We start from the raw sequence: 14946 nt of genomic DNA, 5'->3' as shown, positions 1-14946 counted from the left end.
TACATATAAAAATCCTTCATTCATGGAAAACCGTGAATGAAGGATTTTATTATTTTCGTTTTTTTTGTTTTGTTGGTGATTCGATAGCTGCTTTATTAGCCTCAGTTAAGGCTTGTTGTTTTTTATCGAGATAGCCAAAGTAGATAAATACGCACACACCTACAATCATAACGATGAGGCTAGTCATTTGTGCAGATTTTAATCCTATCGTAAGATTGACATAGTCACCGCGTAAGAATTCTAAGAAGAAACGTGCTGCGGAATATAAAATAGCGTATAGAACGAATACTTGTCCCTTAGCATGTTTAAAAGAGCTAAACAGTAATAAGGCTACAAAGATAAGAATATCGATTTGACCCTCCCATATTTCTGCAGGCCATAATGGTTGATTACCATAGGTGCGGTACGCAAGGGTACTTTCAGGATAGAGAATCCCAAAATTACTGCCTGTAGGATGACCAAAGGCGTCGCCATTAAATAGATTGGCCATACGCCCTACCGATTGGGCTAAGATAAGGGCAGGTGCAAATACATCGGCAAAGGCCCAAGCATCGATATTGTATTTTTTTACAAACCAAAAACCGGCCAATGTACCGAATACAACACCGCCTTGAATGGCCATACCACCTTGCCATACATAAGGTATCTCTAGGAGATGATTAGAATAGTAATGCCAGTCAAAGAAAAATACATCCCATAAACGGGCTCCAATAAGTCCTGCAATGGCAACGGTAATAGAAAAATCGATGATATGTTCATGCCAACCGCGACCATCCTTTTTGAGTAGAAAATACGCAACAGAAGCACCGCTAATAATTGCCAGTGCAAGCATAACACCATAGGCTCTAATCGGAAAATCCCCTATAAAAAATAAATATTGATGCATAATAACTCCTTTATGTTTTATGAATTATGCTTTCAAAGAGCACAAATTTATATTGCTCAATATATGTATGATATAATATAGAAATTGTTATGTAAACAGGAGCAATTAAGTATATATAATAGGAGATATCCATGCTACGTAAATTTGCTATGGTTACTACCTTGGCGGCAGCAGTATTATCTAGTATCTCAGGTAATACGGTGAAAGCAGAGGTGCTAGTACTATTACAACAATATTTGAATACGACGAATCGAAATTATGAGGCGAATCAATATAAGACGTCTTATACAATCTACGTACCACAATTAGAACTCAATGGTACGACCATTACGATGAATCCTAAAGCTGTTGGGGAACCGGTTAAATTGCCGATTACCAAACGGGATGGTGCCGAGTATGTTGATGTAGAAAATGCAACACCGTTGATAGGCGTCACATATACAAAGGATAGGGACCACGTTCAATTGACCGCTGCACCAGAGACGATGCAAGTATTGCAAAATAAACCTGTCCAAGGACCTCTATCTTGGGCTTTTGATCCATGGCCTAACCAAGATACTCCGTATGCAAAAAAATTGAATGTCAGCGGAGATAACATCATTTCTCCAAGTTGGTTCAAATTACATAGCCTTGGCTTAGAATCTAGCCCTAATATTAATGTGGACTATGTGAAAGCATACAAGGCCAACGGATATCATGTGTGGCCGCTTATTACAAATCGTTTTGATCCAGATTTTACGAGTGGTATCTTAGCCGATGAAGCAGTATGGAAGAAATACGCTCAAAATCTCATTCAATACGCTTATATTTATGGATTTGATGGATATAATTTTGACTTTGAAAATGTAGACTATTCTGACCGTGATAAATTGACAAGATTCGTAGCATACTTAGCTGACGAATTACATAAGTATAATATTCAATCCTCTGTAGATGTAACGGGGTATTCCAATAGTCCTAATTGGTCTCTTGTATATGATCGTAAGTCCTTTGCAGATAGTGTAGATTACGTTGTATTGATGGCCTACGATGAAACTTGGGCTAAAAGTACTATTGCAGGACCTGTAGCGAGTTATCCTTGGGTTCGAGAACATACTGAAAAAATGACGCATGAAGTACCAAGTCATAAGTTAGTTCTTGGCATACCGTTTTACACTCGCATTTGGCATGAAGTAAATGGCAGCACACGAGGGGAAACCTTAGCTATTAAAAATGAACCGACTTATTTTAGTAACTACGCATCTAATATTATTTGGAATGATACATTAAAGTCCTATTATGCAGCTATTCCAACAGCTAGTGGTACCGATAAGATTTGGTTTGAAGATAATAAATCTTTAGGATATAAATTAAACCTAGTGAAAGAATTACAATTGGCCGGCTTTGCTGCATGGCGTAAAGGCTTTGAAGATGATAATACGATTACAATGATTCAAGGCGTTGATTTAGGTAAAGGTACACCTAACACAGCACAAGTTGTTGAAGCTCCTAAGCCTGTTGTTGAAAAACCATTAACAAAGGCTGAACGTAAGGCTCTTGAAAAAGCAGCTAAAGAAAAGGCGAAAGCAGAAGCTAAAGCAGCTAAGGAGAAGGCAAAAGCAGAAGCTAAAGCTGCAAAAGAAAAGGCGAAAGCTGAAGCTAAAGCTAAAGCATCTAAAGAACGTACAAAAGCAAATGCTAAGGCTACTAATGAAAAGCAAAAGGTTGATAATGATATAGCGTCTATCGTTCCCGCTGTTCAAGTAGTAAAAAAGTAGATAAATTGACGGTTTATGGTACGAAGTAGTACAATAATACTATTAATTAGAATCACAAACAGATTTGAGGAGGCACCTACATGAACGAAAAATATGTAGCCCAAGATATTGAAACTAAGTGGCAAAAGTACTGGGATGAAAACCAAACTTTTAAAACTGAATACGATGAAAGCAAAGAGAAATATTACACCTTAGAAATGTTCCCATACCCATCTGGCAATTTGCATATGGGCCATGTGCGCAACTATTCCATCGGCGACGTAGTAGCGCGTTTTAAGAAAATGAATGGTTTTAACGTATTGCATCCAATGGGCTGGGATTCCTTTGGTATGCCTGCAGAAAATGCAGCTATTAAACATGGTATTGCGCCTAAAACATGGACTCTTGATAATATTGAGAACATGAAAAAGCAACAAAAAGCATTGGGCCTTTCCTATGATTGGGACCGTGAAGTTGCAACATGTAAAGAAGATTACTATAAATGGACACAATGGTTCTTCGAACAATTCTATAAAAAAGGTTTAGCTTATAAAAAAGAAGCTAAAGTAAACTGGTGTGAAACTTGCCACACTGTATTAGCTAACGAACAAGTTATTGATGGTCTTTGCTGGCGTTGTGATAATCCTGTAGAGAAAAAGGATTTATCCCAATGGTTCCTCCGCATCACTGAATATGCAGATCGCTTATTGGATGATCTCGATACTCTTGATGGCTGGCCACAACGCGTTAAATTGATGCAAAAAAACTGGATTGGTCGCTCTGAAGGTACAGAATTTTCCTTTGATGTACCTTCTATTAATGAGCGCGTATCCGTTTATACTACACGAGTAGATACAATCTATGGTGTGAGCTATGTTGTATTGGCACCTGAACATCCTTATGTGGAACGCCTTATCGAGAATGCGCCTAATAAAGCTGAACTTGAAGCTTTTATTACTCGTATGCGTAATATGAGCGATATTGACCGCACCTCTACTGAGGCTCCTAAGGAAGGTATGTTTACTGGTTCTTATGCAGTAAACCCTATGTCTGGCGAACAAGTGCCAATTTGGATTGCTAACTATGTTCTCGTAGATTATGGTACTGGTGCAGTTATGGGTTCTCCTGCTCATGACGAACGGGACTGGGAATTTGCTCATAAATACGATTTGCCTATTAAACCTGTTGTTTCTCACAATGGTGAAAGCTACAATTTCGATGCATGGGAAGAATCTGACCACGAAGATGGCGTGTTGATTAATTCTGGCGAATTTGATGGTCAAACATCTGAAGAGGCTCGTAAAAATATTACAGCTGCACTTCACGAACGCGGTATCGGTGAAGGTAAAACTAATTTCCGTCTTCGCGATTGGCTTATCTCTCGCCAACGTTATTGGGGCGTGCCAATTCCTGTTGTATATTGCGATAAATGTGGTGAACAACTCGTACCAGACGAAGAATTGCCAGTTCTTCTCCCTGAAGACGTTCAATTCGAATCTGGTGCCGTTTCTCCATTGGCTACATCTGAAAGCTTTATGCATGCTACGTGCCCTAAATGTGGTGGCCCTGCACAACGTGAAACAGATACAATGGATACATTCATCGATTCCTCTTGGTACTTTTTGCGTTACACTGACGCATTGAACGATAAAGCACCATTCGATTCCAAAATTGCTAACTACTGGATGAATGTTGACCAATACATCGGTGGTATTGAACATGCTATCTTGCACTTGTTATACTCTCGTTTCTTTGTGAAAGTTATCCATGATTTAGGCCTCATCGAAGCTAACGAACCATTCCGCGGCCTTTTGACTCAAGGTATGGTACTTAAAGAAGGCAGCAAGATGTCTAAATCTAAAGGCAATGTGGTTTCTCCAGAAGAAATCATCAATAAGTACGGTGCTGATACTGCTCGTCTATTCATCTTGTTCGCAGCACCAGTTGATCGTGACCTTGATTGGAGCGATCAAGGTGTTGAAGGCTCCTATCGTTTCTTAGGTCGTGTATGGCGTATCGTTGATGCGTATGACCAAGCAGCTAAGGAAAATCATTCAGGTGACCTTACAAAAGACGAAGTAGCATTACGTCGTGAATTACATCGTGTAATTAAAAAGGTTACAGAAGACTTAGACAATAGCTTTAACTTTAATACGGCTATTAGTGCTATCATGAAGCTTGTAAATGCTATGTATGCACACAAGGATAAAGTTGAAGCTGTAAATGCAGATCTTGCTAATGAATTAACACATAATCTCGTGTTGTTATTAGCGCCATTCGTACCTCATATGACAGAAGAATTGTGGCACGAACTTGGTGAAACTGAATCTGTTCATACAATGAATTGGCCTACATACGAAGAATCTGCTCTTAAAGTAGACGAAGTAGAAGTGGTTCTCCAAGTTAATGGCAAGGTTCGTGATAAATTGACTGTTTCTGTGAATATTACGAAAGAAGAATTGGAAGCATTGGCTAAAGAATCTAGCCGTGTCCAAGAATTTACAGAAGGTAAACAAATCGTTAAGATTATCTATGTACCAGGTAAACTTGTGAATATCGTTGTAAAATAATATTTTTATATATGATTTGTTAATATAATGAAAGCCCCCAACTACATAGGTAGAAGGGGGCTTTATTATCTAGAGAGGTTATTATGGCAAAACGTAGCAATTATATTTCTTGGGACGAATACTTTATGGGCGTTGCTATTTTGGCAGCGCAACGCTCTAAAGATCCGAATACACAAGTGGGGGCCTGTATCGTTAGTAATGATAACAAAATCTTATCCATTGGTTATAATGGGATGCCGTTAAACTGCAGTGATGATGATTTTACTTGGGAACGAGATACGGCAGATGATAATAAATATTTCTATACCGTTCATAGTGAATTAAATGCGATTCTAAATTATCGCGGTGGTTCTCTAGAAGGGTCTAAAATTTATGTAACATTGTTTCCTTGCAATGAATGTGCAAAGGCTATCATTCAAAGCGGCATAAAGGCCGTTATTTATCGAGATGATTTGTACAAAGATACTAAAGAGGTTAAGGCTTCAAAACGTATGCTAAAGACGGCCGGTGTAGATATTATTGAATATCAATCGACGGACCGCGTATTGGAAATAACACTATAATAGATAAAAGAGGGATGGTGTATCCTTCGAAAGCGACTTTGGCCCTGCGGAGGCCGAAGGCCGAAGTCAGACCCGGCCGGTGGAGCTTACGGAGGATGTGCCATCCCTTTTATATGTTGTGTGTTATACCAATAAGCGGCCGTCGATCATGATATCTACTTGTTGGCCGTCTTTTGTAATGCCTTTAATATTCATGTTTTCGTGACCAATCATAAAGTCCACATGAGCGAGAGAATGGTTAAGACCACGTTCTTTGAGTTCCTCTTCAGATAAACCGTCGCTATTTTTTAAACAAGTTGGATAAGCTGCACCGATTGCTAAATGGCAGGATGCATTTTCATCAAACAATGTTTCATAGTAAATCATGTTAGATTGACTAATAGGACTATAGTGGTCCACGAGGGCTACTTCACCAAGATATTGAGATCCTTCGTCTGTTTCGATGAGTTCTTTCAGAATATCTAACCCCTCTTCAGCTGTGTAATCAACAATTTTACCATTTTCAAAGGTAAAGGAGAAGTTAGAAATAGGATTGCCTTGGTAGATAAGTGGTTTTGTACTGACTACTTTACCATTTACACCATTCCATTGAGGTGCACAGAACACCTCTTCTGTAGGTATATTGGCATTAAATTTGATACCCTCTTTGGAGAACTCTTCCCCACCTTGCCAAATATGGTCTTCTGGCAATTCGAGAAGTAAATCTGTGCCATTTTCACATGTATATCGTAATGCTTTCAAATCAAGAGCGTTTAATGCTTCGCGACGATGGCGTAGCTTAGCCATGTGATGTGCATATGTTTCTTTTGACTCTACATCATTGAGACGACATAATTTTAATATTGTAAGCCATAGTTGATTAAGTTTTTCTTCATCAGATCCTTCATAGCCAAGAAGTTCAGCCCAAAGCACTGTTGGTACAGCGGCTACACACCATGTTACGGATGAGTTCATGATGGCTGTATGGTAAAAGGATAGGACCTTGTTGAGATTGCGTGAGTTTAGGCTAATGCGCTCTGTAGGAATTCCTGCTAACGCTTTTGGATTGGCACTGATAAGAGATAAGAAGGCTGCCTTTTCCTCTACATATTGTTCGTAATAAACAGGAATCCATTTAGCAGGTGTTTCTAATACAGAAGAGTCAGCATGTAATAAGCGTTGTCGTGTAATTGGGGTATGGCGCCAATAGATGATAACCTCTTTGGCACCCAATTGATAGGCTTCTTCTGTAACGATGACAGCAAAATCTTTATTGTCTACATCAACAGATACGATGAGTGTTTGTTTTTCTTGTAAATTGACGCCTGATTGTAACAGTGTGCGGGCGTACTTGTGTAATAATACTTGATTCATTATATACTCCTTAACATTAGGTATAGGGCAATACTGTGAAAGTATGCCCTTATATTCGACATAGGTTTAAAAACTCCTGCTTATGTGACTAATAGAGTCACAAGTAGGAGTTATTTTTCTTATATGGAAACTCTTACAGTAGGAGGTGACTATATGAGACAAATGATTATGTCACATAAGTGGATTGTAATAATCCTGTGTATTTTGGTAGGAATTTATTTCCTATGGCCTATTATAACAGAAGAAAGCACCATAATGCCAGATTCATCTGTATTAGCGGCAGATATGTCAAAAGAAAATACTGAAAAAGAGGTAGATTCTAATTTTGAGTTGAGTGACGGTAAAATAACGTCTAATACTGATGAAAAAGATATCATCGTATATGTAACAGGTGCCATTCAGTCACCTGGACTGTATAAGTTATCATCAGTTTCTACAGTTGGAGATGTTATAAAAGGGGCTGGTGGAGCACTGCCTTACGCAGATGTAGAAGCCATTAATTTAGCAGAAACTGTTCAAGGAGGGCAACATGTTCATATCAAATTTAACTTTCACGGAAATCCTGAAGCATTATTAAGAAATCAGAAAATAAATATCAATACGGCTAGTGTAAAGGAATTGGATGCGTTACCAGGAATTGGTCCTACCATGGCTAAGCGTATTGAAGAATATCGTCAAAGCAAGGGTGCTTTTACATCCATAGAGGATATTAAGCAGGTAAAGGGTATCGGTGATGGATTATTTAAGAAGATACGGGACAGAATTACGGTCTAAATTGCCTATATATTTGACCTTGAATATGCTAATTACCTATTCCGAGATGGCTCATTGTATATTGAGTGGTATTATTCTTAGCAGTTTATATGCCTATAGTACGCACTATGTATTACTCGATACAAGTTGGTACTGCATTTTGGGAGCAATTGTATATTTACTATATACCTTTATAAAATCTATCATACGGTATAGATTATATACATCTTTGTCGTGTACATATATCCTAGTAACTATTTTAGTATCCTGTGGCTTAGGTATTGCAACTTATATACATGTTAATCGTGAAATTAATCATTATGTGGGGCATACAAAATTTTATATATCACAAGAAGGAGAGTATGCTTTACTCGTGGATTCTCCTGTAGAGACAACGGTAATTGAAGAAAAGAAATATAAAACCTTCAGTGCGATGTTGCTTGGATTAGAGCCACATAAGGATACGGCAAAAGGCCTTCATATTAAGGCGGATGGTCATATTAAGGTAACCATTGAAGAGAAATCCTCGCCTATTCATATGGGGGACACCATCATCGTCAATGGCACACCTAAGAAATTGTATTTAACAGAAGAACGGGGCACCATTGATAGAAGAAATAAGGCCATCCGCAACGGAGAAATGGCATCTATATTTGAGGGGACGTATAAGATAGTAGATATACATACGTTACAGACGTATAAGTTGGCCTCTTATGTAGGATACTATCAACAGTATCTTCACATAATTGGACATATGCGTAGTACTGTTGAAACGTTGATGCAGAGATACCTATCTGATAAGACTAAATGGCTTGGTGTTTCTTTAGTTCTAGGCGGCCATTATGGCGAATTGGGCGAAGATGTATTGCGGCAATTTGGATATACAGGTATTATTCATATTCTATCTATTTCGGGATCTCATATTGCGCTATTATTTTCAATTGTATATGGAATTTGTAGATTATGTACCATCAAAAAACGGTATGCCATGATTGGTGGTATTGTATTGTCAGTTTTCTATTGTATTCTAGTTGGACTTAGTGCGCCTGTGGTGCGTTCAACCATCATGGGAATATGGCTCGCTTTAGCGTATATAAAGGGGCGCATGTATACGGCAAAACAAGGTTTAGCAATTACAGCTATACTATTTTTACTGTATGACCCACTACTGTTATTAGATGTGAGCTTTCAACTATCCTTTGGAGCTACCTATGGGCTCTTATTATTTGGCATGCCATTATATCGATGGATTACAGTATTGCCACCGATTGTGAAAGCTCCACTAGTACTCTGCATCAGTGCACAGCTTTTATTGATACCGTTCCAGCTCTATTACTTTCACTATTTGAGTTTAGCCAGTCTTTTTGCAGCTATTATTATTACACCTTTACTTGATATAGCTATTGTTATGTTATTTGGTTGTACCATAATATCCTTACTTCTACCAATAGGTATGGTGTGGAACGTAATCGACTGGATATTAACTATCTGTTTATATGTAAATGCGCATCTCGCTAACAGTTCTATATGTCTATGGTGGATAGGTACCATTTCTGCCACATTAGGGGTGTTATACTATGGATGTGTGGGATTACTATATATTAACCTAGTCTCATTAAAGCTTAAATTTAGAACTTTCACAAAAGGAATTGTACTTATGGGAATTGGCATAATTGCTATAGCTTATAGTGGCATCTTATATAGGAATGAAACGATTTTGCATATTATACCTATGAAACAGTCAAATGCATTCCTCATTGTTAAGCCTTATGAAAAAACGGCTATGGTATATATTGATACGCCTGATGCTATTCCTATGAAAGCTAGTGAAATTCGCGTAAGAAATGGACTCCAAAGTTTTGGTATTCCATTAAAAAATGCTCATGTTCAACGATTTCAATCGACGGGCAAAAATACTGTTTTATACAAAAATGATATAACGTCTGTGATGGTCTATAATAGACAAAATGGTGAAAAAAAACTACAATTAAATGATATGAGGAACACTATTTTGATTACCTCTCAGTCGTATATGGTGAATCAAATTGTAGCATTACATTTGAATCATCCCGTGCTTGTTAGCATGCCTCGCGGAGCGATGCGAGACATTGATCCCGATGCAGAACATGTTCATTTATGGGGCTATCAATATATTCCGGACTATCGATTATGAAAGGAGGACTGGCGATGAATCAAGTATATCTAATTTATGGTAATGAACCACAACTTATAGAAGAAGAGAAACAAAAGTTTTTCTTATCTCATAAAAATCTAGATGTGCGCGTGTTGCATGATGAAGCAGGTCCTTCTAAAATATCAGAACAATTGATGGAGGATTCATTATTTGGCGATGCTAAGGTAATTTGTCTCATCAATTTACCTATCTTGAAAAAAGCAGGCCAAAAAGAGAGTCAAGAATGGGATGCACTGGCCGATTTACTGATGAATTATACCGGTGATAATCCAGTACTTATTATCTATCACGATATGGTGGATAAACGATTAAAACAAAATAAAAAGATATTAGATTCTATTCCACATAAGGAGTGTAAACGGTTAGAGGGGGATGATTTATTAATGTGGATCCGTCATTATTGCACTTCTAATGGATTTACATTGACGCCTGACGGATATGATTATTTATCACAGCTATTACAGTTATGGCAAGATGTTCCTGTAGCATTTATGCGTACCGAGTTTGATAGATATTTTCTGTTATTAGGTAATCATAAGAAAATAGATAAATCCTTTTTAATGGAACATAGCAGTAATTATGGAGCTAAAAATATCTTTACCTTTAAAGAAGCTTTATTAAAACAAGATGTGAATACCTTATTAGAATTATTTCCGTTTATGTTTAGCTATAAAGAAATCGATCGTGCTATGGGCTATATCGAAGGACAGTTGCGGCTCCAATTATTGGTAAGCGAATGTCGTGCTGCAGGTATGACAGCTAAACAGGTAGAAAATTTTTGTAAAGAAAATGGGTCAACCTTAAAACCATATCCTATAAAATTAGCTTACGAAGCTAGTTCTCGTATATCTATTACAGCATTGAAAGTACTCTTAAAAGGATTATATGAGGTAATATTAGATAGTCGCACAAGCAAAGGGGATATGTGGCGTTTTAGGGATTTATGTTTGACCTATTGTGGGTATAAGGGATAAAAATGAAAGTACGTTATCGAGTAGTACCAAAACAGAATAGTAAACCTGCTTTCTATGTGAATTGTGATGATAAACAGGTAACCATACAAGCAGCAGATTCAGCATTTAAAACATTAGTATCATTACAAGAACGATTAGCTGCTTGGTATAAAGAAAAAAATATTTCCTTTGATACTATTCCTACCAATGCAACTACATCTTGCTGCTTTGCATGGAAGGTAGATGACGATGATGAAGAATTTGCACCATACTACTATGCCGGTGGTTGTGGTGTAGGTGAATTTATTGAAGATATAGAAGCACGTCGTCAAAAATTAGAAGAAGAGAATATGCCAGAACGGGGAAAATCTTTTGCTGGCAACAATGATGACGAAATTGATTATGCAGATGAAATTGATTATACAGATGAGTTTGTACCATTTATGGATGCAGTAGAATTGGACTATTTTAATCCAGACCCCACATCGTATGAGTCTGTAACTACAAGAAATCCATCTGTATCTAGTAGCTCATCATCTACATCTTCAGCTAATAGCGGACATCAACACAAAGGTGGTAAGAAATATCCACAACGCGCACCTAAGGATGCACCTACTGATGAGGGTATGATTTTAGGTCCACGCATTGAGGGTACGACTTCGAGCATTATGGGCACTGTAGAAACACCAAGTGTTATTTTTGAAGGTGTGTTCGTTGGCCTTGATAAACGCGATACTAGGACTGGTAAAAGTATCGTAAATGGTAGCATCGTAGATGATACGAACAGTATGAAGTTTATCAAATTTACGAATAGTCCAGAAGAAGGGGATGCCTTATTAAAGCAATTAAAGAAATTGCAAAAGGTTCGTGTTCAAGGTAGTGTCAACTTTGATGATCGATTTGATAAGGACTATATTTTATCTATACGTAGTATCGAAGCTATCGAAGAAGACAATACAAATGAACGGACAGAAGACAGACCAGATTCTCGTGTTGAGCTTCATCTCCATACTAAGATGAGTGATAAAGATGCACTCGTATCGATTAAGGATTTATTTAAAACTGTCAAAAAGTGGGGCCATCCTGCGGTTGCTATTACGGACCATGGTGTTGTACAAGCCTTTCCTGAAGCACAAGCACTTGGTAAAGAACTTGGTGTTAAGGTTATTTATGGCGTTGAAGGCTATCTCGTTGATGATGCGGATTTAGAAAAAGAATTATCCTTAGACGTTGTAAAACGAAAAGATGAGGCGCCTCGTTATCACATTATTTTGTTAGCTCAAAATATGGTGGGCTTACGTAATCTGTATAAAATGATTTCCATATCCCATTTGGAATACTATAAACGGAGACCTCGATTGCCTCGTTCTATCATTGAAGAGCATCGTGAAGGTATTCTTATAGGGTCTGCCTGTGAAGCAGGTGAATTGATGCAGGCTATTGTTAAGGGGGCTTCTAAAGAAGAGCTATTAACGATTGCATCATTCTATGATTACCTTGAAATTCAACCACATACCAACAATACATTCTTAATTCGCAAGGGTATCGTGCCAGATGAACAAGCTCTGATCGATATGAATAAGACGGTTATTGAATTGGGCGAAGCCCTCAATAAACGTGTATGTGCTACCTGTGACGTTCATTATTTAACACCAGAGGAAAAGATATATCGTGAGATTATGTTGACAGCTTGTGGGTTCCCTGATGCGGATGAACAACCAGATTTACATTTGCGTACTACTGATGAAATGTTAGCTTCATTCCCATATTTGAGTGAAGAAAAGGCCTATGAAGTTGTTGTTACAAATACGCGTGCTATTAACGATAGTATTGAAGATATAAAACCGGTACCAGATGGTACTTACTCACCTAAAATCGAAGGGGCTGATGAAGCTTTCACAGAAATGTGCTATGTAAATGCAAAGAAGATTTATGGTGATCCATTACCTCGAGTAGTACAAGAGCGTCTTGATTACGAACTTGATTGTATTATCAACAATGGTTATGGCGTGCTTTACTATATCGCTCATAAGCTAGTTAAGAAATCACTAGATGATGGGTACCTCGTAGGTTCTCGTGGTTCTGTAGGTTCGTCCTTTGCTGCTACCATGTCTGAGATTACGGAAGTTAATCCATTGCCACCGCATTATATTTGCCCTGAATGTAAATGGTCAGAATTTTACGAAAATGGAGAATATGCTGGTGGATTTGACTTACCACGTCGTGATTGTCCAAATTGTGGTCATCCATTGCAAACGAATGGTCATGATATTCCGTTTGCTATCTTCCTTGGTTTCGAAGGCGATAAGGTTCCAGATATCGATTTGAATTTCTCTGGTGACTACCAAGCGAAGGCTCATAAGTACACAGAAGAATTGTTCGGTCGTGATAATGTATTTAAAGCCGGTACTATTGGTACCATTGCAGATAAGACTGCATTTGGGTATGTAAAGAAATATGCAGAGCTAAGAAATATTCAGGCTCGCAGTGGATTCCTTGAGCACCTCGCAAAAGGTTTTACAAATGTAAAAAATACGACAGGCCAACATCCAGGTGGCATTATGGTTTGTCCTCGTGATATGGATGTGCACCATTTTACACCGATTCAACATCCGGCCAACAAAAAAGAGAGTGGCGTATTGACCACTCACTTTGATTATCACTCCATTGAAGGGCGTATGACAAAACTCGATATTCTGGGCCATGATGATCCTACTATTATCCGTATGTTAGAGGATTTGACAGGTATCGATGCAAAAACAATTCCCTTTGATGATCCTAGAACGCTCAGTTTATTCTCATCAACTGAGGGTATTGGATTGACGCCTGAACAGTTACAAGGTGACCAAGTAGCCAGCCTTGCCGTACCGGAGTGTGGTACGAAATTTGTACGGGGCATGTTAGAAGATTCTAGACCTCAAACATTCTCTGATTTAGTTCGTATTTCCGGTTTCTCCCACGGTACGAATGTATGGCTCGATAATGCACAGGAACTCATTAAAAATGGTACTTGTAAATTGAACGAAGCTATTTCTACTCGTGATGACGTAATGAACTTTTTGATTCATCGTGGCATGAATAAGAAAAACAGTTTCTTCGTCATGGAAAATGTTCGTAAAGGGAAGGGCATTGAAAAGAGAAATAAACAAGGCCAAGCGACTACGGAATTTGAAAAAGAAATGCGAGAAAATAATATTCCTGAATGGTTTATTGAGTCTTGTAAAAAGATATCCTATCTATTCCCACGTGCCCATGCCGTTGCTTATGTTATGATGGCCTTCCGTATTGCGTGGTTTAAGGTATATCATCCGTTGGCATTCTATGCAGCGTATTTCTCAATTCGTGCTAAAGCCTTTGATTTACGGATCATGACCGGTGATTTGAATACACAATTGAAAGAATTTAATCGAATTAAAGCTCTTGACCGTGGTGCCAGCCCTAAGGAAAAGGATTTGATGTCTGCCTTAGAGGTATCCATGGAAATGTATCAACGGGGTTATCGTTTTATTAACGTAGATATTCAACATTCCGGTGCTCGCCGATTTAGCATTAAGGACGGCGCACTATTACCACCATTCTTGGCCATTGACTCCCTTGGTGAAACCGTTGCTGATGCGATTGTAGAAGAACGAGAAGCAAAACCTTTTACATCGTTAAAAGACTTACAACGTCGTTGTAAGGTATCGGCTACCATCATTGAAACGATGAAAGAACTAAGATGCTGTGGTGATTTGCCAGAAGACGAACAAATGTCGTTATTTGGCTAACTCAGTTGATTTAATTAAAATTAAAAGGTGTCATCGCTTGATGACACCTTTTTTTGAAAGTTTTGCAGTTTAATTATGGCTCTCTGTCAAATGTTGGGGTGTTCACCCTACGAGCCTTCTTTGGCACCAATCATATGTATGGTTGGTGCCATTCTTTTTGCTCAAAAGTAG

9 protein-coding genes are annotated in these 14946 nt (G+C 38.2%); 7 read left to right on the top strand and 2 right to left on the bottom strand.

Translation table 11 applies throughout. The annotated features are described in order from the left end of the window. Positions 1-49: 49 nt before the first annotated feature. Positions 50-886, bottom strand: coding sequence for a prolipoprotein diacylglyceryl transferase (gene lgt / locus VEI_RS04905; RefSeq protein WP_059362635.1), 837 nt, complete (start codon positions 884-886; stop codon positions 50-52). 131 nt (positions 887-1017) lie between these two features. Here lgt and VEI_RS04900 point away from each other — a divergent pair, with 131 nt between their 5' ends. The 3 genes from VEI_RS04900 to VEI_RS04890 all read left to right on the top strand — a co-directional run bounded on the left by VEI_RS04900 (position 1018) and on the right by VEI_RS04890 (position 5755). Next, on the top strand, positions 1018-2643 hold the full coding sequence (locus VEI_RS04900) for a glycosyl hydrolase family 18 protein (protein ID WP_059362632.1): 1626 nt from the start codon (positions 1018-1020) through the stop codon (positions 2641-2643). A gap of 80 nt (positions 2644-2723) precedes the next feature. Further along, complete coding sequence (gene leuS, locus VEI_RS04895) at positions 2724-5192, top strand: leucine--tRNA ligase (protein ID WP_059362629.1); 2469 nt, start codon at positions 2724-2726, stop codon at positions 5190-5192. A gap of 83 nt (positions 5193-5275) precedes the next feature. Next, the gene (locus VEI_RS04890) at positions 5276-5755 is read left to right on the top strand and encodes a deoxycytidylate deaminase (protein ID WP_059362626.1); all 480 of its coding nucleotides are present in this window, start codon (positions 5276-5278) and stop codon (positions 5753-5755) included. A gap of 123 nt (positions 5756-5878) precedes the next feature. On the opposite strand, the gene VEI_RS04885 is transcribed toward VEI_RS04890, so the two are convergent. Beyond that, a complete protein-coding gene (locus VEI_RS04885) occupies positions 5879-7108 on the bottom strand; it encodes an aminopeptidase (RefSeq protein WP_059362622.1) in 1230 nt (409 codons plus the stop codon). A gap of 153 nt (positions 7109-7261) precedes the next feature. On the opposite strand from VEI_RS04885, the gene VEI_RS04880 reads away from it, so the two are divergent. The 4 genes from VEI_RS04880 to VEI_RS04865 all read left to right on the top strand — a co-directional run bounded on the left by VEI_RS04880 (position 7262) and on the right by VEI_RS04865 (position 14775). Beyond that, a complete protein-coding gene (locus VEI_RS04880; RefSeq protein ID WP_059362619.1) occupies positions 7262-7882 on the top strand; it encodes a helix-hairpin-helix domain-containing protein in 621 nt (206 codons plus the stop codon). A 352-nt stretch (positions 7883-8234) separates the two neighbouring features. Further along, positions 8235-10034, top strand: coding sequence for a ComEC/Rec2 family competence protein (locus VEI_RS04875; protein ID WP_223209323.1), 1800 nt, complete (start codon positions 8235-8237; stop codon positions 10032-10034). 14 nt (positions 10035-10048) lie between these two features. Further along, complete coding sequence (gene holA, locus VEI_RS04870; protein WP_059362613.1) at positions 10049-11029, top strand: DNA polymerase III subunit delta; 981 nt, start codon at positions 10049-10051, stop codon at positions 11027-11029. Between the two features lie 2 nt (positions 11030-11031). Next, positions 11032-14775 carry a PolC-type DNA polymerase III gene (locus tag VEI_RS04865; protein WP_059362610.1) on the top strand — a complete coding sequence of 1248 codons (3744 nt, stop codon included), beginning with the start codon at positions 11032-11034 and terminating at the stop codon, positions 14773-14775. The last annotated feature ends 171 nt before the right edge of the window (positions 14776-14946 follow it).

It is taken from the genome of Veillonella tobetsuensis (genome assembly GCF_001078375.1).
GTDB lineage: Bacteria > Bacillota > Negativicutes > Veillonellales > Veillonellaceae > Veillonella > Veillonella tobetsuensis.
This window is presented reverse-complemented; position numbering and strand designations above follow the sequence as displayed.